19 protein-coding genes are annotated in these 23,814 nt (G+C 59.0%); 5 read left to right on the top strand and 14 right to left on the bottom strand.

Going from position 1 to position 23,814, the window contains the following annotated elements; translation table 11 throughout:
* Positions 1–2 precede the first annotated feature (2 nt).
* The 3 genes from IQ265_RS23145 (at position 3) to ruvB (ending at position 3,216) form a co-directional block, all read left to right on the top strand.
* The gene (locus IQ265_RS23145) at positions 3–1,562 is read left to right on the top strand and encodes a Gldg family protein (protein ID WP_228038354.1); all 1,560 of its coding nucleotides are present in this window, start codon (positions 3–5) and stop codon (positions 1,560–1,562) included.
* A 181-nt stretch (positions 1,563–1,743) separates the two neighbouring features.
* A complete protein-coding gene (locus IQ265_RS23140) occupies positions 1,744–1,953 on the top strand; it encodes a hypothetical protein (protein ID WP_194057978.1) in 210 nt (69 codons plus the stop codon).
* A gap of 69 nt (positions 1,954–2,022) precedes the next feature.
* The gene (gene ruvB, locus IQ265_RS23135; protein WP_194057977.1) at positions 2,023–3,216 is read left to right on the top strand and encodes a Holliday junction branch migration DNA helicase RuvB; all 1,194 of its coding nucleotides are present in this window, start codon (positions 2,023–2,025) and stop codon (positions 3,214–3,216) included.
* A gap of 60 nt (positions 3,217–3,276) precedes the next feature.
* Here the strand turns inward: ruvB and IQ265_RS23130 are convergent, their stop codons facing one another.
* Together IQ265_RS23130 and IQ265_RS23125 are read right to left on the bottom strand one after the other, a co-directional pair.
* Positions 3,277–4,293, bottom strand: coding sequence for a pentapeptide repeat-containing protein (locus tag IQ265_RS23130; RefSeq protein ID WP_194057975.1), 1,017 nt, complete (start codon positions 4,291–4,293; stop codon positions 3,277–3,279).
* A 63-nt stretch (positions 4,294–4,356) separates the two neighbouring features.
* On the bottom strand, positions 4,357–5,121 hold the full coding sequence (locus IQ265_RS23125; protein WP_194057973.1) for a hypothetical protein: 765 nt from the start codon (positions 5,119–5,121) through the stop codon (positions 4,357–4,359).
* Positions 5,122–5,414: 293 nt separating this feature from the next.
* Here IQ265_RS23125 and IQ265_RS23120 point away from each other — a divergent pair, with 293 nt between their 5' ends.
* On the top strand, positions 5,415–6,188 hold the full coding sequence (locus tag IQ265_RS23120) for a pentapeptide repeat-containing protein (RefSeq protein ID WP_194057971.1): 774 nt from the start codon (positions 5,415–5,417) through the stop codon (positions 6,186–6,188).
* Between the two features lie 37 nt (positions 6,189–6,225).
* On the opposite strand, the gene IQ265_RS23115 is transcribed toward IQ265_RS23120, so the two are convergent.
* From IQ265_RS23115 to IQ265_RS23105, 3 genes are all read right to left on the bottom strand, one after another.
* A complete protein-coding gene (locus IQ265_RS23115; RefSeq protein WP_194057969.1) occupies positions 6,226–6,900 on the bottom strand; it encodes an ROK family protein in 675 nt (224 codons plus the stop codon).
* A 144-nt stretch (positions 6,901–7,044) separates the two neighbouring features.
* Positions 7,045–7,770: a triose-phosphate isomerase gene (gene tpiA / locus IQ265_RS23110; protein WP_194057967.1), complete on the bottom strand. Its 726-nt coding sequence runs from the start codon at positions 7,768–7,770 to the stop codon at positions 7,045–7,047.
* 194 nt (positions 7,771–7,964) lie between these two features.
* Entirely contained in the window at positions 7,965–10,115 is a 2,151-nt protein-coding gene (locus tag IQ265_RS23105) for a polyribonucleotide nucleotidyltransferase (RefSeq protein WP_194057965.1), read from the bottom strand.
* A gap of 219 nt (positions 10,116–10,334) precedes the next feature.
* Between IQ265_RS23105 and IQ265_RS23100 the strand changes: the two genes are divergently transcribed.
* Entirely contained in the window at positions 10,335–11,324 is a 990-nt protein-coding gene (locus IQ265_RS23100; RefSeq protein ID WP_194058008.1) for an NAD-dependent epimerase, read from the top strand.
* Here IQ265_RS23100 and IQ265_RS23095 read toward each other — a convergent pair.
* The 9 genes from IQ265_RS23095 to IQ265_RS23055 form a co-directional block, all read right to left on the bottom strand.
* The gene (locus IQ265_RS23095) at positions 11,321–11,521 is read right to left on the bottom strand and encodes a hypothetical protein (RefSeq protein WP_194057963.1); all 201 of its coding nucleotides are present in this window, start codon (positions 11,519–11,521) and stop codon (positions 11,321–11,323) included. The genes IQ265_RS23100 and IQ265_RS23095 overlap by 4 nt on opposite strands.
* Before the next feature lie 181 nt (positions 11,522–11,702).
* On the bottom strand, positions 11,703–12,836 hold the full coding sequence (locus IQ265_RS23090) for a low-complexity tail membrane protein (RefSeq protein ID WP_194057961.1): 1,134 nt from the start codon (positions 12,834–12,836) through the stop codon (positions 11,703–11,705).
* Between the two features lie 48 nt (positions 12,837–12,884).
* Positions 12,885–15,902 (bottom strand): translation initiation factor IF-2, encoded by a 3,018-nt coding sequence (infB, locus tag IQ265_RS23085; protein WP_194057959.1) that lies wholly within the window; start codon positions 15,900–15,902, stop codon positions 12,885–12,887.
* 318 nt (positions 15,903–16,220) lie between these two features.
* Positions 16,221–16,499, bottom strand: a complete 279-nt coding sequence (locus IQ265_RS23080) for a YlxR family protein (protein WP_194057957.1) — start codon at positions 16,497–16,499, stop codon at positions 16,221–16,223.
* 16 nt (positions 16,500–16,515) lie between these two features.
* A complete protein-coding gene (nusA, locus tag IQ265_RS23075; protein WP_194057955.1) occupies positions 16,516–18,018 on the bottom strand; it encodes a transcription termination factor NusA in 1,503 nt (500 codons plus the stop codon).
* Between the two features lie 92 nt (positions 18,019–18,110).
* Positions 18,111–18,581 carry a ribosome maturation factor RimP gene (rimP, locus tag IQ265_RS23070; RefSeq protein ID WP_194057953.1) on the bottom strand — a complete coding sequence of 157 codons (471 nt, stop codon included), beginning with the start codon at positions 18,579–18,581 and terminating at the stop codon, positions 18,111–18,113.
* A gap of 165 nt (positions 18,582–18,746) precedes the next feature.
* Complete coding sequence (locus IQ265_RS23065; RefSeq protein ID WP_194057951.1) at positions 18,747–20,321, bottom strand: glycosyltransferase family 39 protein; 1,575 nt, start codon at positions 20,319–20,321, stop codon at positions 18,747–18,749.
* Positions 20,314–20,946: a hypothetical protein gene (locus IQ265_RS23060; RefSeq protein WP_194057949.1), complete on the bottom strand. Its 633-nt coding sequence runs from the start codon at positions 20,944–20,946 to the stop codon at positions 20,314–20,316. The genes IQ265_RS23065 and IQ265_RS23060 overlap by 8 nt, the downstream gene beginning before the upstream one ends.
* Before the next feature lie 43 nt (positions 20,947–20,989).
* Positions 20,990–23,707 carry a U32 family peptidase gene (locus IQ265_RS23055; protein WP_194057947.1) on the bottom strand — a complete coding sequence of 906 codons (2,718 nt, stop codon included), beginning with the start codon at positions 23,705–23,707 and terminating at the stop codon, positions 20,990–20,992.
* Between the last annotated feature and the right edge of the window lie 107 nt (positions 23,708–23,814).

Genomic DNA, 23,814 nt, shown 5'->3' with positions numbered 1-23,814 from the left:
CGATGAAAGCGTTTGCGACCTACCAAAAGTATCTGAAATACCTGGCATTACCGGGGTTGGCCCTGGTAACGGCGGGTTTGATTGCAGGCATTGTGGCCGGCTGGACTTTGCTACCGGCGGGTTTGCTGGTGGGTGGTATTGGTCTTTTGCTGCTGGGTCTGGTGTTGGGCAACCAGGGGCAGGGGCGGTTCTGGGCGCAGCGCTCGACCGAAGCCGGGGCGAATGCGCTGGTGTCTACCCTGGCAGTGCTGGCCATTTTGGCGCTAGTCAATTTTCTGGCGGTGCGCTACGCCAGTAGAGTAGACCTGACCGAGAACCAGCTGTTTACCCTCGCGCCCCAGTCGCAGGAAGTGGTGCGATCGCTCGAAAACCCCACCCGCGTCGTCGTCTTTGACCCGCTGCCCAACCCCCAAGATCGCCAGCTGCTCGAAAGCTATCGCCAGGCCGGGCCGCAGTTTACCTTCGACTACGTCAACCCCTACAACGACCCCCGCCAGGCTCAGGATTTTGGCGCTACCCAGACGGGCATGGTGTTTGTAGAAAGCGGTGAGACTCGCCGCTTTTTGCAGAATGTTGGCCCTAGCGAGCGACTGTCGGAGCGCACGCTGACCAACGCGCTGGATCAGGTGGTGAGCGATCGCCCCCTCACCGTCTACTTCACCCAGGGTCACCAGGAGTTTGCCATTGACGGCAGCGACACCGGCTTTCTGCAGGCTGCTACAGCCCTAGAAGACAAGAGCGCCGTGGTGCAGCCCCTCGATCTCTCCCAGACCAGTACTGTGCCCGACGACGCCAGCGTGGTGGTGGTAGCTGGCCCCGCCGCCGAGTTCTTTGAGCCCGAGGTTAACGCGCTACAAACCTACCTCAACGGCGGCGGCAGTCTCATGCTGCTGATCGACCCGCGCACCAGCCCCGGCCTCGACACCCTGCTCGACCCCTGGGGTGTCAGCCTCGACAACCGCATTGTGCTCGACACCTCCGGTAGCGGCCAGTTGGTCGGCCTCGGCCCGGCCGCTCCGCTAGTCACCGACTACGGCGACCACCCCATCACCCGCGACTTTGGCGGCGGGCGATCGTTCTTTCCCCTAGTGCGCCCCGTCAATGTCGAAGAAGTGCCAGGGGTGACGGCAACGCCTCTACTCCAGAGCAATCCCCAGAGCCGGGCCGAAGCTCTCTCCACTGAAGGCGAGCTACAGTACGACGAAAATGCACCGCCCTCTGGCCCCTATACCTTAGGTGTAGCCCTCAGCCGCCCGGTCGATGGAGCCGCCGCTGCCGAAGGTGAACCGCCGCCGGAGTCACGCCTGGTCGTGATTGGCAACGCCACCTTTGCAACCGACGGGCTGTTTGAGCAACAGCTCAACGGCGATGTCTTCCTCAACGCCATTAGTTGGCTAGGGCAGCAGACCGATGCCACGCTCTCCATTCGGCCCCGCGAGGTCACCAACCGCCGCATTACCCTCACGGTGCAGCAGCAGATTGGTCTGGGGGTCTTTGCTCTGTTGGTGCTGCCAGTCATTGGCTTAGGCTTGGCAGTACTGATGTGGCTGCGGCGGCGATAGCACTTGCTTGGGGAAAGAATTCCTGAATTCAGAACAGAATTTTTCAGAAGTTTTTCCCCTCGTGCAGATTGGGCTTGTGTTCCATGCTAATAGCTGTGTTTCCTGATGTTGACCAACGAACGTTAACCCAGGTTCAGGTTGAAGGTTCGCTAATAGCCCTTTATTCATCAGGTGTGTAGCCATGACTGTATCTACCCTCACTCCGCCTAGCGTGCAATGTCCTAAGTGCGGCGTGCACAGCATTGTGGAGTACAAGCCCACGGTGTATCACTGCCTCAAGTGCGATTTTGAAAAAGATCTCAGCGTTCCCCCAGAGGCCGGTGAGACTGGCTTTGGCCCAGCGATGATGGGTCTAGCTGGTTTTGGCCTGGGGCTGCTCATTCTGCTGTAGGGCTGGCCAATGGCTTGATAGTGCAAATGCACCACAGTATCATAGGGGGGCTGACCCTTGGGTTCCTCTATGGCCATTGTCTCTTCCCATACTCCCGACGACTCGGCCAAGCCCAAGGCGGCTAAGACTAAGGCGACTAGGTCTAAACCGTCAGCGCCACCTGCCGATGCTGAGACCCTGCAGCCGCTGCTCTCGTTGGTCAAAGGGGGCGACATGCAGCCAGAAGACATCCAGGCTGAGTCTGCGGGTGCGGCAACGGATGCGGCAATAACAACTACAGCCCCAGAAGACAGCCTGCGCCCCCAGCGCCTGCAGGACTACATCGGTCAGGCGGCGTTAAAAGAAGTTCTGGGAATTGCGATTCAGGCAGCTCAGTCACGGCAAGAACCGCTCGACCACCTGCTGCTCTATGGGCCGCCGGGACTAGGCAAGACCACCATGGCCCTGATTTTGGCTGAGGAAATGGGGGTAACCTGCAAAATTACGACCGCCCCAGCCCTAGAGCGTCCCCGCGATATTGCCGGTTTGCTGGTGAGTCTCAAGCCCGGCGATGTGCTGTTTATTGACGAAATTCACCGGCTGCCCCGGGTAACGGAAGAAATTTTGTACCCGGCGATGGAGGACTCTCGGCTCGATATCACCATCGGCAAGGGGCAGTCGGCTCGCACCCGCAGCATTCCGCTCTGCCCGTTTACGCTGGTGGGGGCGACAACGCGGGTTGGGGCACTAAGTTCGCCCCTGCGCGATCGCTTTGGTCTGATTCAGCGGCTGCGGTTTTACGAAATCGACGAGCTGACTCCCATTGTGCTGCGCACCGCCGACGTGCTAAAAACCCCCATCGAACCCGCTGGGGCCGAAGAAATCGCTCGCCGCGCCCGAGGCACACCCCGCATTGCCAACCGCCTGCTGCGGCGGGTGCGCGACTACGTAGAGGTCAAGGCGGCTGGTGCAATAACGGCGACCCTGGCGGCCGAAGCCCTGGAGCTATTTAACGTTGACCCCTGCGGCCTCGACTGGACCGATCGCCGTCTGCTCTCGGTGATGGTTGAAAACTTTGGCGGTGGCCCCGTTGGCCTTGATACGATGGCCGCCTCGACTGGCGAAGACCCCCAAACCATTGAGGAGGTCTACGAACCCTACCTGCTGCAAATTGGCTATCTGCAGCGTACTCCCCGAGGGCGAATGGTGACCCCCGCCGCCCGTCGCCACCTGGGCTACGACGAGGCTCTACCCAACGACGGCAGCCAAATGACGCTGCTTTAGTGATGAGGGCGATCGCAGGTAGTTCCTAGACAACGCTCAGTACAGCTTCACCCATCACCCTCAAGCCGTCTGGCCGTTGAGAGCAACCATCGGGGCTCGCTCCCCCGGCAGATCGATAATCGCCTGCATGAGGTTGGTCTGGTTGAGGTTGGCCCCTGATAGGTCGGTGCCCAGCAGGTTGGCTCCCAGCAGGTTGGCCCCCGATAGGTCGGCGTTCGCCAAACAGGCTCCCCAGAGGTCGGCGTGCATGAGGTTGGCCCCCGCCAAATTGGCCCCGCTGAGGTCTACTCCGGTGAGCCTGGCCCCGCTGAGGTCAGCCCCCCACAGCGATGCCCCCGGAGCCAAATGGTGCAGGGTTTTGGGCAACTGAAACCCACGGGGAAACTGAGTGCTGTCGGAGTAGAGCGCTCCTTCTAAGTTGGTGGCGGCCAGTTGGCACCCCCGCAGGTTGGTGCCAATCAGGTTGGCCCCGCGCAGGTCGGCCCCGCGCAGGTCGGCCCCACGCAGGTCGGCCAGCATCAGGGTGGCCTGGCGCAGGTCGGCATAGCGCAGGTCGCTATCACCCATGAGGGCGCTGAGCAGATTGGCCTTTTTCAGCACGACCCCAAACAGCTGACTGTTGACCAACAGCGCACCGCTCAGATCGGCGGCGGTCAAGTCAGCGCCCCCGAGGTCGCGCTCGCGCAGATCTTTAGTGGCTAGGGAAGCACCTGGTTCTAGGCTCCACATGCTGGCTTCGCTAGGGTTAAATCCTTCGGGAAACTGAGTTCGAGCGTTATACAGGGCACCTTCTAGGCGAGCGGCATCGAGGTCTGCTCCGGTGAGCACCGCTTCTCGCAGATCGGCCCAGCGCAGATCGGCTCCCGATAAATTGGCATCGCTAAACTGGGCCTGCTTGAGGTTAGCGCGGCGAAAGTTGGCCTTGGTGAGGTTGGCTCGACTAAAGTCAGCGCCCCAAAAATCGACTCTGGCCAGGCTCCAGTGGTTAAGGTCGGCCCCGGCCAGATTGATGCCGGTAAAATCTCGCTCCCCCTCCACAAAAGCTGTCCAAAGATGTTCTAGCGTTTTGAGATTCATGCTTTTGTACTGCTCAACATTGCACGGCTATAGTCAGCGATCGGCTATCGTTTGCCTACCGGGTCACCCCTGCTGGGCGATCGTCAGGCGGGGCCACGGCACCACTTGCTGGGGTGACTCTGACTCCCGCACCCACACGACATAGCTGTTGTCATCTACTGTGGCGATCACTTGTTTACCCTGCTGCTGCAGCTGCTGCACCAGCTTCTGGGCTTTGTCTACGTCGGGGCGGCTGCGGTAGTAGCGGTAGTATGCGCCCTCTACGGCAAGGGCCAAACACTGTTGCTGGTTGGCCCCCTGAATGTGATACAGAGCGTGGTCTTCTAGGGCCGTGGAGAGCAGCCCGGCATCGGTCGGGTCCGAGTCTGGAGGGCTGGTTTTGGCCGTGCCCTGCAGCAGGCTGCTCCAGTCAAGGGCGACGGTAGGACGCTCGGTTTCCGCTGGTGGGGCGGCTTCGGCACCGGGCGTAGCAACGGCGTAGTCTATATCGGTGGGGTCGACTAGTGGGCGATCGCTGGCTGCTTCCAGTACCTCATTGAGTAGGCTCTGGCGACGCTGCGATCGCCCCTGCTGCGATCGCATGACCTCAGCGGTGCCAATGCCAATGGCAACGCTCGATAGAATCGCAAAGCCGATATAGCGAATCGAAAACTCTTTGTGCTGATGGGGAATTAGGGCTGAGTCGGCCCAGCGGCTAAAGGGTTCAGGGAGCCGCTCGGACACCTGCACGGCCTGGTCAGAGGCCATGGGCCAGGTGAGGGCGGCAAACCCAGCGCTAGAGGCGAGCAGGGCGGGCAAAACAATACGACGAAACGGTGAATTATCCATAACAGGGAACATACTGAGTTGAGCAGGCCACCCTCGACGGGATCTCCCCCAGAATACGCAATAGACCAGCAAGAATCTGCGAATTCCCCACCAGTACTCTGTGATACTTTGATGAAACCTCGGGCGCGTCTACGTATTTATACGGCCATCCCAGCGCTCCTTAGCAACGGTTTGATTTCCTTCATAAAAACCCGCCCACCGCTATCGCAACTTAATGCTGGCCGTCCTGATTGACCACGGCATCTCTGAGTATTGGAGTGCAACCTCTCTGAACCGGCTCTCCGGCTTAGCCTATGCGGTGGAATATATTAGTCAGCCTGCTGGTGCTCTTAACGGCCGTTACCCCGACGGCACTGCGGGTGGCGCGTGAGCAGCTGAGCCGTTACCAAGCCCTCGATGCCGCTACCGATGTCGCCACAGAAACGGTCGCTACCGCGCGATCGGCGATCGCACCCCCCAATGCAAGCGGCGATCGCCGCTGCCAGCGGTGTGACCTGGCCGCCACCGACCTCAGTGGCCAAGACCTCAGCAACCAAAATTTTCGAGCGGCCAATATGGCCGAGGCCAACCTGAACGGCACCCAGCTGATCAACGCCGTGCTGCACCAGGCCAACCTCACCCAGGCCACCCTGCATCAGGTCAATCTCCAGGGAGCTGACCTGTCAGAAGCGATTCTGGTGCAGGCCGACCTGAGCCAGGCCCAAATGCTCCATGCCAGCCTGGTGAAAGCCGACCTGACCAACGCCTCGCTTACCCAGGCCGAACTGCGCGATGCCGCTCTCTGTTCAGCTCAGCTGCGCCAGGCCAATCTCTCAGAGGCCAGCCTCTACGGCGCTATTTTGCGCCAGGCCGATCTGTCTAACGCCGATCTGCGCGGGGCCGACCTGCGCTACGCCGACCTCTACGAGGCCGATCTCACCAACGCTAACCTGACCGGGGCACGGCTAGAGTTTGCCACCATGCCCGATGGCAGCACCTACAACCAGGGCTATGTGCAACCCATTAACCCTTCCCAAGGCTGCGATGCCAGCCAGCCAGAAAGCGTTGCCGATCAGCCGACACCCTAGCTATGACCTATACAAGTGTAGATGCTGTACCGATGCTCTAGGTAGTAGCCGTAAAGCGCTCTCGGCCGGGTTCCCAGAGGCGAAATCCACCCACAAAGGCGTTGCTATTGTGGCCGGGGCGACAGCCCGTAGGGAGTTCTTTTAGCACCTTGATCTGACCACCGCCGATCACGACATCATCGAGCTGTAGCGCTGCCGTCAACTGACTCACACAGGTTTCTACATACTCACGCCACTTCTTTTTGCCCAGCCGTTCCAGAGCCCGCTTGCCCAGATAGTGCTCGTAGGTGCCTTTTTTGTAGGGAAGATGGGCCAGCTCCAGGGGCACAACTACCCCCTCTACCACCATGGCTGACCCCAGTCCGGTGCCCAGGCCTAAAAAGAGCATGGTACCGCTCTCGTAGCTGCCCAGAGCCTGCATAGCCGCATCGTTGATGATGCGAACCGGGTAGCCAAAAGCCGCTTCCCAGTCAAACCCGATCCAGCCGGGAGCCAGATTGTGGGGCTCTTTGGTGATCACCCCCTTCTGCACCAGTCCGGGATAGCCGATCGCCACCGCCTCATAGGCCCAGTCGCCCGCCAGTTCCTTGACTCCGGCTACCATAGCCTCTGGCGTCAGGGTAGGGCCAGAGGCAAACTTACGGGCTTCGGTTTGGCCCGTCGCTAGAATCTTGACGTTACTACCGCCAACATCTATCACCAGTACATTCATGGTCGACCCTTCAATTCCTCAAACAAGTGCGCCAGACTAGCGCCTTCGGTCAGTGCCGGGCGTCCACTTATTCTAGGTTTTAGCCCTCAAGTGCCTCGATTTCGCCAGGATGACTTTAGAAAGTAGGGCAGATGGTGCCCCAGGTCACTGAAAGTTGACAATGCGGGCAAAGCTGTCGGGCTCCAGGCTGGCCCCGCCAACCAGGGCCCCGTCAATCTCAGGCTGGGCCATCAGCTCATCGACATTGCTGGGTTTGACCGAGCCACCGTACTGAATACTGACATCGGGATTTTTAAGCAGCTTGCGAATGCCGCCAATTACCTGGTTGGCATCGGTCGACTCGCAGGTGTCGCCAGTGCCAATCGCCCAGATGGGTTCGTAGGCAATAATCAAATTGTTCTGGTCAACATCCACCAAGCCCTTCTCAATCTGGGTAGCAATCACCGCCTCAGTTTCGCCAGCATCGCGCTGGGTTTTGGTTTCACCCACGCACAAAATTGGGGTGAGGCCGCATTTCTGGGCGGCCTGCAGGCGCATGTTCACCGTTTCGTCGGTGTCGGCAAAGTACTGGCGACGCTCGCTGTGGCCCACAATTACGTAGCGCACCCCCAGCTCGCGCAGCATATCCCCCGAGATTTCACCAGTAAAGGCACCTTCGGGCATCCAGTGAATATTCTGGGCACCGACTTTAATTCTGGCTCCATGCAGACTTTTAGACAGTGCTCCTAGGGCCGTAAATGGGGCACACAGCACGATTTCGCGCCCGTCGGGTGTATCGGTCAGTTGCCCCAAAAAATGACGCAAAAAATCCAGGGTCTCGCCCTGGGTCTTGTACATTTTCCAGTTGCCAGCAATAACAATTTTTCGCACGATGTTTTGAGGTTAGAGGCTAGGTATACAGAATTGCATCGTACTAAGAAAAGAACCCCCGAATCAAATGTTGCGGCGTGCAACGTTTGATTCGGGGGCAGGGTAAGGGGAAAGATGAGGATGTAGAGAAGATGGAGGAATGGGGAGATGAGAGCGATCGCCTCACCTCCTCAGCCCCTCATCTCTCCACTGCTCTAGCGCAGTGCCGCTGCCTCGCGCGCCGCTGCGGCCTCATCGGGGTGAATGTTGAGGCGGGTCAGGTTGATGCGACCACGACCGTCAATTTCACGCACCTTGACGATGACTTCGTCGTCAACGTTGACTTCATCTTCAACCTTGGCCACCCGATAGTCGGCGAGCTGCGAAATGTGAATCATGCCTTCCTGTCCAGGCATAAACTCTACAAAAGCCCCAATGGGGATGACGCGGGTTACCTTACCCACAAACACGTCGCCTGCGGCGGGTTTGAAGACAATGGCCTCGATCAGAGCTTTGGCCTGTAGAGCCTTTTCGCCTTCGATGGAGGACACAGTCACAGTGCCGTCGTCGTTGATATCGACTTTGGCTCCCGTTTGCTCGGTAATTCCTTTGATCTTCTTGCCGCCGGGGCCAATCACCATACCGATTAACTCAGGGTCAATCTTGAAGCTGATCAGGCGTGGGGCGTAGGGCGACAGCTCCGTTCTGGGAGTGTCAATGGTGGCCAGCATTTTCTCTAGGATATGCAGCCGGGCGGGCTTGGCCTGGTTGATGGCGTCGGCGATTACCTTCATAGGCAGGCCGGTGATTTTCATGTCCATCTGCAGGGCGGTAATGCCGCTGTCGGTGCCAGCAACTTTGAAGTCCATGTCGCCTAGGAAGTCTTCAATGCCCTGGATATCGGTGAGAATGCGAACTTCTTCGCCTTCTTTAATCAACCCCATGGCGGCTCCGCTGACCGGCTTGGTAATGGGCACCCCGGCATCCATCAGCGACAGGGTAGAGCCACACACCGAACCCATCGAAGTAGAGCCGTTAGACGACAGCACTTCCGACACGACGCGGATCACGTAGGGAAACTCTTCCTTGGGCGGCAGCACCGGCACCAGCGCTCGCTCGGCTAGGGCACCATGACCAATCTCGCGGCGACCGGGCGATCGCATGGGCCGAGTTTCTCCCACCGAGTAGGGGGGGAAATTGTAGTGGTGCAGGTAGCGCTTCTCTTCGTCGGGGTGGAGGTCATCCATCATCTGGGCATCGCCAGGGGTGCCCAGGGTAGTCACCGACATCACCTGGGTCAGCCCACGCCGAAACAGCCCGGTCCCGTGCACCCGTTTGGGCAACAGCCCCACCTGGCACGAAATGGGGCGTACCTCATCGAGCTGACGGCCATCGACCCGCACCTTCTCGTCGAGGATCTGCTGCCGCATCAGCTTTTTGGTGACTGACTTGTAGGTGTTGCCCAGGGCTTTGCTATTCTCAGCTACCGCTGCTTTGACTGGGTTGTCGTCCTCTAAGCCTTCAATAGCGGCGGCTAGCTCCTCTTTGATGGCGTCTAGCTTTTCGTCGCGCTCGGGCTTGGTGAGGCTAAACTGCTTCAGCACCTCTTTAATGGCGGCAGCAGTCTTTTCTTCAATAAAGGTAGACAGGGTTGGGTCGGTTTCGGGTTCCTGCTCGGTGACGATCTCAATGCCCAGGTCTTTAATTAGCTCTAGCTGGGCTTTGATCAGGTCTTGCACGACCTCGTAGCCAAAGTCGATGGCTTCAATGACATCGGCCTCAGGCAGCTGGTTGGCCCCGGCTTCAACCATAATGACGCCGTCGGGAGAACCTGCAACTATGAGGTCTAAATCGCCGGTTTCCACTTCTCTGTAGGTGGGGTTGATGACAAAGTCGTCACCGACTAGGCCTACGCGCACCGCCGCCATGGGGCCGTAGAAGGGAATTTTGGCCAGCAGCACCGCAATTGAAGCGCCGGTTGCGGCCAGCACATCGGGGGGCACCTGTTCGTCCATCGCCAAGGTGGTGGCAACAATTTGAATGTCGTCGCGCAGCCACTGCGGAAACAGGGGCCGCATGGGGCGATCAATCAGGCGAGAAATCAGAGTGGCGCGTTCGGGGGGGCGACCCTCCCGACGTAAAAATCCGCCGGGGATGCGTCCGGCGGCGTAGAGGCGCTCTTCGTAGTCAACTAGCAGGGGCAAAAAGTCGATGCCCTGACGTCCTGCCGAGCGGGTTGCCGTTACCAAAACGGCTGTTTCTCCCGACTGCACTAGCACTGCGCCCCCGGCTTGGGGAGCCAACAGCCCACCCCTCAGGTGAATATCGCGACCACCAAAGGATATTGTTTTTTCAAATTCTTGCATGTACGACTACGTCCTTTCTCTCTTACCATTCTTTTTGGTTTCTTTGGCCTGATCCTAGCACCGATGGCGGCAATGGCTGATGGCAAGGGTCGCCATCGGTAAAATTAGGCAAAAGACTTAAGATTTTGGGGGCGAAACCATCTGCAACTGAGGTTATTTTGGATGCAATTTCGGAGTGCAATTTTGGATGCAATCGATTCGCCCTAGGAGGCTACGGTTATCGCTGTACTGGTGACTGGGGTAGCAGGATTTATTGGCTCATTTGTGGCTCGGCGGCTGTTAGATAGCGGCCAGCGGGTCTACGGCATTGATAATCTCAATGACTATTACGACGTAGGCCTCAAGCGCGATCGCCTGGCTCAGCTCACCCCCGATGAAGGCTTTACCTTTGAGCAGCTCGACCTGTTCGATCGCGAAGGCATGCTGACCCTGTTTCGCAACCATCGCTTTCAGTACGTCGTTCACCTGGCGGCCCAGGCGGGGGTGCGCTACTCCCTTGAAAATCCGTTTGCCTACGCCGACAGCAATCTCTCTGGGTTTCTCAACGTGTTAGAAGGGTGTCGCCTGATGGGGGTCGATCACCTGGTCTTTGCGTCATCCAGCTCGGTGTATGGGGCCAACCGCAAAGTGCCGTTTTCGGTGGATGATCGAGTTGATTACCCGGTGTCGCTATACGCGGCTACCAAAAAAGCCAATGAGCTAATGGCCCACGCCTATAGCAACCTGTACCAAATCCCTACGACAGGGCTGCGATTTTTTACGGTATATGGCCCCTGGGGGCGGCCCGATATGGCCTACTTTAAGTTTGCTGAGTCTATTTTGGGTGATCGCCCTATCCAGGTGTTTAACCAGGGCCAGATGAAGCGCGATTTTACCTACGTGGACGACGTTGTAGAGGGGGTGGTGCGAGTGATGGCGCACACTCCCAAAGCAGGTGCCCAAACCAGCAGCGACAGCCAGGCCCCTTATAGGATTTACAACATTGGCAACCACCAGCCGGTGGAGCTACTGCGCTTCATCCAGATCATTGAGTCAGCCCTGGGAAAAACAGCGCAAACGGTAATGTGCCCGATGCAGCCGGGAGATGTGCCTGCGACCTACGCCGATGTCAGTGACCTGATGGCCGATGTTGGCTTTGCGCCCAGCACCCCGCTGGAGGTAGGCATTGGGAAATTTGTAGCCTGGTACAAGGAGTACTACGGAGCTTAGTAAGCCAGGGTCTCTAGGGTTTCGCGCAGATAGCGACGCACGAGCTGGTCAAGCGGAGCTGCCTCGGCCTCAGCGCTGGGAAGTTCGCCCTTCCAGCTTTTAAAGCCGGAACTGCTGGCGATCGCGCACTTGAGGCTATACCAAATTCGGGCGTGGTCAGAAAGCGGTGTGGAGCTTGCAGAGCGAGTTACGGCCATAGCTGCCTCTAAAAAATCTAGGTCAACGTTAAACCCTAAGGTCGTATCAACGTTCGGGGCGGTTCAATCAACCGGCGAGCCAGCCAAAACCCCGATTGATTAGACAACCACCTATACAAGATAGCGCAACCGTTCCACTGCGATTGTGACAAAAACCACAGTCTCAAGAATTGAGAAATATCTATGGATGCCGCAATGTTCCCCTGGTGAACTCAGGGGTAGGCGTCGGCACGACGGGCCACGGTTCTAGGTGGCTCACCAAGTCGGGGGAGGATCCCTCGTCTGGGTCATCAACCTCAGGATGCCGCAGGGTTGAGTCGTTACGACCGGAATGACCTATTGCCGTCTGGCCGACTGTTTCTGCGTCATCTGTCCCCTCTCCAGCCTCTTCTTCCCCCAAAGGTTCTACCACGGCTACTTGATGATGACTGGCTGCTGGAGTGGTGTAAATCGGGTGAGAATCTGGCAAATCATCCTGCTCTAATAGCTCTTCAGAAGGCTCGACTGGTTCGGGATCAGTGACATCCGCTAAGGCCGTCTCTGGAGTCACGGGGGCGATCGCTGGCGCATCCGCTATAGCGTGATCCCTCGCAGGAAAATCTACACCTGAAGATTCTAAGTTCGAGGTTTGGTGCTCTAGGCCTTGATGCTCTAGGCCTAGATGCTCTGGTTGCACATCTTCGTTGTCAATCTCAACGTCTTGATTGGCTTGGGGAGTTGGATCGTGAGGAACCAGGCTGGGCAAAAGCTTACCCACCGACAGGCCCAGCCAGCTAAAATCAGCCGCTATGGCCTCAGTGGGGTAGGGCGGCACCGCCGCCATTCGGCGATCGGGGGTAGCTAACACCTGAAGCACTGCTACAGGCACCTGTAGAAACAAGTTGGCTAAAAAGAAGCTGACCGCTGCGATCGCAACACCCCCTAGCCGCCCCCAGTCGTCAAAAGGGGTAATATTGCGGGCTAAAAATGCTAGAGGGTAAAGCTTTACTAATGCCCACACCAGCGGCACAGGTACCAGCAGTGCCGCCAACCGCACTCGCCACTGGCGAAACTGACTAAGCTGGCGGCGTTGGTCGTCGCTAAGGGCGGCGGGGCGCAGGGCGATGCCTGGCAGGCTGTAAATGTAGAAGGGGCGGCGCAGCTGCATTACCAGCACCGGTACCACCCCCAACCCAACAATGACACCCAGCTCCAGACCCGGCAGGGTGGGGTTTCCCACCGCCAAACCTAGCAGGCACAGGTCGATCCACAGGGGCACAGTCGCCAAACCGGCCAGATGTACCCACAGGTATGGATCGTAGCGCCAGGGTGCCATTGCCTACTCCGTTGTTATGTACACAGTCGTCGGGCTGTCTCGGGGTACCTAGGCCATGGCCAGGGTGCGACGCTTGGTGACCAGACGGTAGGCGTCGATGATGTCGCCTTCCTTCCAATCGCTGAAGCTGTCGATGCCGATGCCGCACTCGAACCCAGCCGCTACATCTTTAGCGTCTTCTTTCATCCGCTTGAGGGAGTCGAGCTTGCCGGTGTAGACCACCTCGCCACCTCGCACGACTCGCAGGTTGCAGTTGCGGGTCACCTTGCCGGAGAGCACGTAGCAGCCTGCCACTGCTCCCTTGCGCACGGGGAATACCGCTCGCACTTCGACCTGACCCAGCGGCTCTTCGACCATTTCGGGCTCGAGCAAGCCCTCCATAGCCCCCTGGATATCGTCGAGCAGATTGTAGATCACCTCGTAGTCGCGCACATCGACGCCCTGGCGATCGGCGGACTGCCGTGCCCCAGGTGCCAGCGTGGTGTTGAACCCGATGATGACTGCACCACTGGCTGCCGCCAGGTCGACGTCGGTTTCGCTGATTTCGCCGGGGGCGGCCAGGAGTACCCGAATTTGTACCTCGTTCTGGGGCAGCTGCTGAAGTGCCGCCAGAATGGCTTCGATCGACCCCTGCACGTCGGCTTTGAGCAGCAGGTTGAGATCCTTGAGATCGCCCTCCTGCACCTGGGCCGAAATCGTGTTGAGGGTAACCCGACGAGACGCCATAGCTTGCTGTAGGCGGGACTGCCGCTGTTCAAGCATGCGCTTGTCGGCCACCGCCCGAGCGGTTTTCTCGTCAGCGTAGACCTCAAACTCATCGCCAGCGGCAGGCACGTCGTTAAGGCCCAGCACCTCCACCGCAAAGGAAGGACCGGCTACTCGAACCCGCTGTAGGCGATCGTCGAGCATGGCCTTGACTTTGCCCAGGACGGGACCAGCCACCAGAGAGTCGCCCACCCGTAGGGTGCCGTTTTGAATCAGCAGCGTTGCCACTGGGCCGCGAGCCTTGTCGAGGTTAGCCTCAATGACGGTACCGCGAGCGGGGCGATCGGGGTTGGCCTGAAGATCTTCGACCTCTGCCACCAGCACGATCATTTCTAGCAGGCTGTCGAGGTTGTCGCCAGCCAGGGCACTAACCGGAACCATAATGGTGTCGCCGCCCCATTCTTCAGGCACCAGCCCGTACTCCATCAGCTCTTGCTTGACGCGATCGGGATTGGCTGTCTCTTTGTCGACTTTGTTGATGGCGACAATCAGCGGCACCTCAGCGGCCTTGGCGTGGCTGATCGCCTCAATGGTTTGAGGCCGCACACCGTCATCGGCCGCCACCACCAGAATGGCTATGTCGGTAACCCGCGTACCCCGGGCCCGCATAGCGGTAAAGGCCTCGTGACCAGGGGTATCTAGGAAGACGATCTGGTGGGATGTGCCCGCATGATCGATATCGACGTGGTAAGCACCGATATGCTGGGTGATGCCACCGGCCTCACCCTGGGCCACCTTGGTTTTGCGAATCGAGTCGAGCAGGGTAGTTTTACCGTGGTCAACGTGACCCATGATGGTAACGACGGGTGGTCGACGCTGGAGACTTTCAAGGTCAGTCTCATCGATCATTTCGGTGACCTTCTTGGCCTCCGATTCGACCTGGCTGGTCTCGACCATGACCTCAAACTCCTCGGCCACCATTTTGGCGGTCTCGATGTCGAGGGTTTGGTTGATATTGGCGGCAATGCCCTTAAAGAACAGCGATTTAATGAGCTCGGTCTCGGGCACCAGAATCTGCTCGGCCAGTTCGTGTACCGTCAGACCCTCAGAGAGAACGATAAATTCAGGACGCTCCTGAGTGGGCTGAGACTCACCACGACGACCGCGGCGAGAGCGCCCGCTGCTGCCGCTCTCACGGTGCTGAGGCTTGTGGCTCTTCATCGTTGGCGACGACGGCTTGGCTCCACCCGCGCTCTTGGGCTTAGGCGGACGAGCTAGCGAAATGCTCAGGTTTTGAGCATCGGTGACTTGATCGTCATCCTCATCTAGCTCATCGACCAGCACGTCGAGGTCTTCCTCGTCTTCACCCAGCACGCCCTGGCCACGGCGCTTGGTTTTGCCAACCTTGCTGGCCTTCTCCCGCATTTTCTGGTCATCGTCCTCGTCCTCGCGCTCTTCGCGTTTGTGGCGAGGCGGTGAGGGGCGGCGAGGCTGTGACTCGTCGAGCCCGCCTACCCCAATCACAGAGATAGAATCACTGCCAGCGGCGGGCTCGGTGCGGGCCGTTTCGGCTCTGGCTGTTTCGGCATCGGCATTGGGCCGCCGCAGCTTTGGTTTGGGCTTGAGCCGAGGGACGTCTTCGTCAGCGTCGATTTCGCGAATGGGGATGGTGGGGCGGGCCGCACCTTCCGTCGGGCGATCGGGGGGGCTACTGCTGCGATCGCGGCGAATGACGGGTCGCGGTGGCCGCGCTGCCTCAGGGGCCTCTGTCGGGCGCTCGTTGATCTCAGGCCGCGATCGCGACACAGGGCTAACTAGCTCTGGCTTAGGCTTGGCGGGCGGGGCTTCTGGGCGCTCGACGGTTTCGGTGCTGGCTTCAACCGGAGCGGCAGGGGGGGCAGCAGGGCGACTGGGAGCCTGGGGTTTGGGCGGGCTATCAATCTGGCTGCTGCGGGGAGTAACCCCAGGCCGGCTCGGCGGCTTGGAGAGGTTATCGGGGCTGGGCCGCGCTGGCCTGTCCTGGGCTACCGGGGCGGGGGTACTGGGGGCAGGCGGGACTGCGGCCTCAGTGTCTGCCCTGGGGGTAACCCGGTGGCGGCGAATTTCTAAAATTTGTTGCTTGCGCTCAGGACGAGCACCATTTTTGACCGGTGCTGCCGGGCGAGGCCGATCGGGCCGATTGGGGCCGTTGCTCGTGCGCGCCTGCCGCGCCGCCGAACGAATTTGATCGGCTTCTGACTCAGCGATGGTGCTGCTGTGACTCTTCACGGCAATATCGAGGCGACTTGCGATCGCCAAGATGTCTTTGTTATCCAAATTCAATTCCTTCGACAACTCGTAAATTCTCACTTTGCCGTTCATCCACAACTCCCTACGCTAGTCAAGCTTGTTACATAATCCAACCTGCTTCGTCCAACAAAACGACATCAAACCATTCTGACGGATACGTTAGCCCTAGCATGGCATTGTAAACCAAGGCTAGGTGGACATGGGACCTTAAGCAAGTTTACTGACTCCAAGAGGGGTCAGTCAGATACCCATACTATGAGTGTAATCAGTTGCTTCCCCAATGAACAGAATCTCAGAGGTATCGTCCCCAGGAACAATTCAGTTGCAAAAATTTTTGGTTAAGCCTCCTGCTCACATCATAGGTTCTGTCGGGAGCTATTGGGTTAAGGGTCAGGTCGTTCCCGCTCCGGGGTCGGCCACCGCTGTTTCCAAACGTTGCCAGAGGGTCTGATATAGCTCCTCTGGCACGTTGGCTTTGAGTGCCCGCCCTAGCCGCCTCTTCTTTTGGGCTTGGCGTAAGCAGTCGGCCTGGGGGCACAGATAGGCCGATCGCCCCATGCCGTCTCCTAGCTGCACAGTACGGTCTGGGTGAACCCGCACCAGCCGCCAAAACTCGGTTTTGGGGCCGACTCGCCGACAGCTGACACAGCGTCGATAGTTAGGTGGCATGGGTTTTCTCTAAAGCCTATTCTTCCTCGGCGATCGCTCCTGGGGCCTCTTCCTCTGGGGCTTCCTCCTGATCTAAGGCTTCGGTGTCTAAATCCTCTGCCTCGGCGTCAACATCGAGGTCAGCGGCTTCAGCCGTGGGCTCGGGGGAGTTGGCTTCGTACTCTGCGGCGGAGAGTGAGGCTTCTGCCTCTTCTGCTGCGTCATTGGCAGCGTCATCGACCTCTAGCCCTGCCGCGCGGGCTTCGGCGGCCGCTCGTTCGGCTTCGGCTGCGGCTCTCCAGGCCGCTGCCTCGGCTTCCTCAGCAGCCTGTTCGGCGGCTTCGGCCGCCGCCGCCTCTTTGGCCGCAATCAGGTCGGCAATCTTGCGGTCCTCTTCTTCGTAGTTGTACTTGCCGGAGTCTTTAATATCGATTTTCCAGCCGGTCAGCCGAGCGGCCAGACGCACGTTTTGTCCTTCTTTGCCGATCGCTAAACTGAGCTGGTCCTCGGGCACCAGCACATGGGCCTGGCGATCGTCGGGGTTGACCAGGCGCACTTCGTCAACGCGAGCGGGGCTGAGGGCGTTCGAGATATAGGTGGCCGGGTCGGGCGACCAGCGAATGACGTCAATTTTCTCGCCCCGCAGCTCGTTGACCACCACCTGAATGCGCGATCCCCGCGCTCCGATGCAGGCCCCTACTGGATCCACGTCGCGCTCTAAGGTATCGACAGCGATCTTGGTGCGGGGGCCAACCGAGCGAGACGGTGGGTTGGCCTCGCGGGCCACAGCCACAATACGGACGATCTCGTCCTCAATTTCGGGTACTTCGTTGGTGAATAGCTCGACCACCAGGGCCGCATCGGCCCGCGATACCAGCAGCTGTGGACCGCGATGGGAGCCTTCGGAGACCTTCTTGAGCGCTACGCGGAAGGTGGCGTTGGCCCGATAGTTGTCGTTGGGCAACTGGTCGCGCTTGAGCAGCTCGGCCTCGACCTCGGGCTGGCCCACGCTGCTGACAACCGCCATAATCACCGACTGGCGCTCAAACCGCAGCACCCGCGCCGAGAGAATGCTGCCTTCGAGGTCTTGAAACTCTTCCTGAACGAGCTTACGCTGCTGGTCGCGCAGCTTTTGAGCCAGTACCTGCTTGGTTTGAATGGCCGCCATCCGGCCAAAGTCGCGCTGGTCTGGGGTGACATCGAGCACCACAGTGTCGCCTGCCTGGGCCTCGGGAGCTACTTCGCGCACCTCAGACAGAGCAATCTCGTGGTCTTGGCTGGTGACTTCGTCGACAATGGTTTTGGTGGCCAGTACCCGAAAGCCCTGATCGTCGTAGTCGTCGACGTCTAGCTCAATGTCAAAGTTGTCGAAGTACTCTTCGTCGAAGTGGGTGTCGATTTCGCGGGTGCGGCGGTAGCGCTCGTATCCTTTGAGCAGGGCCTCTCGCAGGGCGTTCTCGACCGCGTGCTTGGGCAAATTGCGCTCGCGGCTAATGACATCGATCATTTCCTGCAAATTTGGCAGACTTACTAGCGACATAACCTACTCACCTTTGGGCAATAAAACTGGGGCAATACATGAAACTGTGTCAATCGCAAAACTGAATGCGGCGGGCTAGGCGGGTAGAACCTTTAGTCGGGGCTTTGATCACTCAACTCCACCCTGGTCACCAGGGGGCGAGGTAGGGTGATAGATTTTCCTTTCTGGCTGAGCACGACAGCGTCATCGTCGCGGCGGACTAGTTGGCCCACCCACAGCTGTTTGCCCTTGTGTGCCTCAGCCAGGGCAACTTCGACCATAAACCCCTTAAACACTACAAAGTCGCGATCGGTTTCGAGGGCCGCAGAAACCCCTGGGCTTGACACCTCCAGCACGTAGGTGTCGGGGATGATGTCGCTGGTATCGAGCACGGCCTCAAAGGCCTGGCTCATTTTTTCGCAGTCGTCTAGGCCGGTGTCTTCGTTTTCTAAACTGCGCACGTCGATGCGAAGCACCGGGGGAGACTGGTTAGTGTGAAAAACTGCTTCAACCACTTCTAGCCCTAGCTCTTGGGCAACGGGGGCCGCCAGCTCGAGCACTTGGGGAATAAGGGGATGTACCATCTCAGCCGTGAAAGAATGCCAATAAAAAAGTGGGCCTCGACCCACCTCCCAAAACATTGCTGCTAAAGGAGCCCAAACCCAGAGGGCTTGAGCAACACTATTTTAGCGGATTGTGGCGGTAATGGGCAGGCTAGCTAGCGATCGGCCTGAAATACACTCCCTAAACTACTCACACTGCTCACCGTTGCCGGTAAACGCCAGGGGATAGTCTGGGCTGAGGGGATAACCCTCTGGGCCAGCCCTAAAGCCATAGCCTCTCATGATTTGATAGGTTTGCAGCGGTTGGCCAAAGCGCCGAACTTCAAAGGTTTTGGGCGGGTCTACGCGATCGAACATGGCCAGGTGAGTGGGGCAGATGGGGTGCCAGGTTTCGCCCAGCAGCACGGCATCGCGACCGTCTAACGCGGCGGCATCGTACCAGAAGTCGAACTGGTCAAGCCGCCCTGAGATGGCCAGCACGTTCGGGTTGTCGAGCTGGTAGGCCAGGGCCGAGGCCGAGCGGTAGTCGGTTGTCAACAGGAGCGGATCATCCAGGGTTTGGGCTTGGGCGGTGACTTCCTGGGCCACCTGGGGCCAGCCAAAGAGCGCTGCGCCGTCAGGATCAACTGCGCCCAAAAAGGTGCTGAAGGGAATCACGGTGTAGTAGCCAACCAGGGCTGTAGCTGCAAACAACCCTAACCCCTGAGCGATCGCCAGCTGTCCAGCCCGTGCAGGCTTTGCCCCCTCAGGGCGGTAAAACCGATCGCTCAGCAACGGCAGCAGCAGCGGATAGGCCAAAATATTCCAGTAGAACAAAGCCACCGAAACGGTTGATAGCGCTGTAAAAGCGGCGGTAGAAAGACCAAAAACCCACAGCGCCAGGGCGGGGTAGCAGGTGGTGCGCGTGATGGCGGTTTGACCCCGTTTTCTCAGGAGGTGGCCGATACTCCAGGTTTGGATGGGGCCGAGGATGAGGCCGCATAGGGCCAGAAAAACCACCGGCTGTAGCAGGTTGAGGCTGAGGCCGCCGCCAGCGGTGCGATCGCGGTAAAAGCGAAACGAAAAGAAGTCGTGCTGAATATTCCAGATCAGAATGGGCGAGAGCACTAGAAAGAGCAGCCCCAGGGCCAGGTAGAGGCGGCGATCGCTCAGCACTTGCCACCGTTTCTTGTCAGTCACAATCAGGGCTAAAAAGCCCAGCCCAACGAAGAGCGCATTGTACTTGCACAGTCCAGCCAGACCCAAAAATAGGGCAGCCCCGTACAGGTTTTGACTGCTTCCACCAGCGCCAGGATTTTTGACGGCCTCATCCACGTAGCGCACGAACAAAAAGCTGCTGATTACCGCAAAGGTAACCAGCCAGTGGTCGTGCCAGGCCAGCCCCAGGTACCAAAAAAACAGCGGCGACGACAGGCCCAGCAAAACGACCAGCCAGAAGCGATTGCGGCCCTGCTCGCCGTAGAGATAGCGGCAGATGTGGTAGAACGTAACCCCTAAAATGCCGCTGCTGATGACGTTAGGCAGCCGCAGCACCAGAGTAGAGCGTCCCAGAACCGCAAATATTCCCTGTACCCAGGCGTGAAAGGGCGGATGGTCGTAGTAAGAAAAGCCCGGGCGCTGCCCCCAGAGCCAGTAGTAGGCTTCGTCGGGGTTGGGAAAAGCTGTCAGCCAAAAGCCAACTCGCAGGGCCAAAAACCCCAGCACAAACCAGCGTCCCCAGTGCCAAACCGGAGACTGAAAGAGAACCCAGCGTTTACTCATCGGGTGATTCTAAGGCGCTGGTGTCGATGTCGTCTAGCTCTGGAATATCGCCAATGTCGAGCGTGCTGGGTGCTTCAGTCGAGTCTTCGACTACAGCGTCAAAGGGCAGGATGACGGTGGGCAGGCCCGCCCCCTGCAGCCCCTGCAAAATATGGCCCGGCGTTTCGGGAAAGACCACAAAGAGCGGGTGGCTTTTGTCGGTGCCGTCGCTGAGCAGGTGTGCATATTTTTGGGGCAGCAGCCACTCATAACCGCGATCGATCAAAATTTGCGTATGCCGCCAGCGCATCAGCAAATCCGAAAAATCTTCGTGGGGGCGGTGAATGTAGACAAAAATTTCGACGCCCGTTTTGATTTTCCACTCGGGGTCGCACATCAGCAGGGCGACATCGCAGGGCAGCGTTACCACAGAGCCAGGGGGCATACCCGCTCCGTGAGGGTTCAGGTGTACAGCATCGCGCACCCGCACGTTGGGCAGGGGCAGTGTAATCAAGCTTTCTTCGGGCCGCCGCATGCTGGGTACGGCTTCCAGGTAGGGGCGATGGCGCTTGAGCAGTTCTAGCGCGCCTTCGTGGTCGGTGCAGACCGAGAGCAGCGCTTCGTACTGAATGGGTTTAATCGCCATGCTGTCTACCGAGAGTACGGGTCAACGTAGTGTTCCCTGCATTTTATCGAACCTGGCGGGGGTTACCTCGGCTAGAGTCTAGGGGGCCACGGGTAACCCCCAGCTTGCTCTGCACATTCAGGGTGCGCCAGAGCTGACTGCCGCTGATGTCTCCGGCTAATAGCTGGCGGTACTGGGCGATCGCCCGCTCCACCTGCTCCGGGCTTTCATTCAAGAACTCCAGGCGAAAGTGCCGTGCCCCCGCCTGCATCAGCCGCTGGGCGTACTCGGCCCCAGTTTGGGCAACGCCATTAAAGACCGTGTTGCGGCAGCCTGCATCGGCCACGAGAACGTGCTCGGTGCCAACTCTGTCGCGCAGCTTGACCTGCTGACTCTCGCAGGGGCGACCGCAGTCGCGAAAGTCTTTGCCATCAGACAAAAAGGCGCAGAACACGCAGTGCTCCATGTGAAACATAGGCATGTGCTGGTGCAGGGTGATCTCAAACCACTTTGGCGGGGCCGATCGCAGCAGATCCATCAGCTGCTCGGCGTTGAGGTCATAGGAGGCCGTCACCCGTTCTAACCCGCAGTGACTCAGCAGGTAATCCGCCGTGAGAGCGTTGGCGACGTTGAGCGAAAAATCGCCCACGCAGCGCTGGTCGGCAAAGTAGGTTAGGTGGTCGTAGTTGCGCACCAGGTAGCCATCGGCCTGCGATCGCTTGACCTGGTCGAGAATGTAGTTCTCCAGCGGCTTGGTGATGCGGGGTGGGGCCACCCAGATTGTCTGATCGTCGTGGCTTTGATTAGTCCGAAACCACTGCACCGCATCGCGGTAGGTGGCGGGGTTCTCAAACTCGCAGTAGATAGTCTCAATGCCTGCTGCGGTGGCGGCGGCGAGCTGGGGGCGGTTGCGAACGAGGGTGGAGAGGTGGGGAGTGGATGGGTAGGTGGGTGGATGGGTGGATGGGTGGGGGGTAGGGAGTGGTTGGTTGGGGAGGATGTCCTGTAGTGATGCCCCCTTGCGCAGTTGCCAGGGGTGGGGGCGCGATCGCTCCTCCTCCAGTCGTTCCACCAGTTCCCGCCGCAGTCGGTTTAGCTCGCTGACGGGGATCATGACGTTTCCCTCCAGGTGGTTATGCAGGGAGCCGAGGTGGAAGGGGGTGTTGCCGAGGCGGCCTAGCTGCTGCTGGAGGCGATCGCCCGTCAGCGGTTTTGAATGAGCTTCTACCAGCGGCATGGTGGAGGTAGCTTGAGCAATGTGGCCCTGGCTGTCGCGGGCGATCGCCGTCATTGGCTGGTCTACGGATCCATGCACTTTAATCATGATGGGCCGTGTGAACCTGGGCTGATCGCCGCTGTAGGTCTGTTGAAGCTCTTTATCCAGGGCCGGGTCGCTGGTTTTCCAGATTTTATCGCCGGGGTGAATGCGGCGCAGGCTAAGGGCGTCGCGGCCAAACTTGAGCCGAGTTTCTTTGCCAACGGCATCCACCTGGTAAAGGCGGCCCCCCTGCTCTTTCTCGGCGGGGTGACCGTCGTCGAACACTACGCCATCGCCCGCTTTGATCGGAGCCTGGGCTTTGAGAAAAACAGCGTCTTCAGTAACGCGGCTGACCTCGCCTAGATACACTCCCCGCTTTTTGCCGAAGCGGGCGTGAACTAGGGCCTGGTTGTCGATGCCCTCAAACCAGCCGGTGTAGAGGCCTCGGGAAAAGGCCATTTCGAGCTGGTAGCGGTCTTCGGGGGATGAGTGGGAGGGTGGGTGAGTAGGTGGGTGGGCGGGTGGATGGCTGGATGAGTGAGTGGGTGGATGAGTAGGTGGGCGGGCAGGTAAATCAGATCTTCCCGTAGCGTGGGTCAGCGCAGAGCTATCATTCTCAGCTCCCAAGCGATCCCCAGATCCACGTTCCTCGACCTGCGCTGACAGTCGATCTAGAGCTTGCCGGTACACTCGCGTCACGTTTGCCACATATTCCGGGGCTTTAAGCCGTCCCTCGATTTTCAAGCAGCTCACCCCGGTTTGAACGAGGTCAGGCAGCACGTCGAGACCGGAGAGATCCTGCGGGCTGAGCAGGTAGGCGCGATCGCCTAAGTTCACCCGTTCCCCATCGGCAATCAGGTCGTAGGGCATACGGCAGGCTTGGGCGCACTCGCCCCGGTTGGCCGACCTGCCGCCTAGGGCTTCACTGGTTAGGCACTGGCCCGAGTAGGCTACACAGAGCGCTCCGTGGACGAAAACTTCGAGCGGCAGGGTAATGTTGCGATCGCTCAGCTGGGCCTGAATCTTGCTGATGTCTTTAATCGAGCACTCCCGCGCCAGCACCACCAGCTGGCAGCCCAGTGCCTTGGCAAACTCAACGCCAGCGGCACTGGTCACCGTCATCTGGGTCGAGCCGTGAATGGGAAAATCGGGCGATAGGTGGCGAATTAGCCGACAAATGCCAATATCTTGCACAATGGCGGCGTCTACCCCGGCCGCAATCATCGTCTTGAGGTACTGCTCTGCCTCGGCTAGCTCTGCGGGAAACACCAGCGTGTTGAGGGTAACGTAGCCCTTCACCCCCCGCCGATGCAAAAACGCCATCAGCTCCGGTAAGTCGGCCTCGGTAAAGTTCTCGGCTCGCATACGGGCGTTGAAGCGATCGAGGCCAAAGTAAATGGCATCGGCCCCATTCTCTACTGCTGCTTTGGCGCAGTCCCAGTTGCCGGCTGGGGCCAGCAGCTCCGGCAACGGGGGCGCAGCTACAGCGGCATCAGTACTTTCAGCGCGGTCTAGGGTTGCCATAGAACGTTACACGGTTCTCTAGAACGGGAGGATTGGCCGAAGGGCCAGCAACGTAGCGAAAAAACTCCGAATTAATCATTGTACGCAGGTTGCAAATGTTTGTGAGA

The sequence above is a fragment of the Nodosilinea sp. LEGE 06152 genome (assembly GCF_015207525.1).
Lineage (GTDB): Bacteria > Cyanobacteriota > Cyanobacteriia > Phormidesmidales > Phormidesmidaceae > Nodosilinea.
Note: the sequence above shows the minus strand (reverse complement) of the source record. Positions and strands in the feature narration are given on the sequence as shown.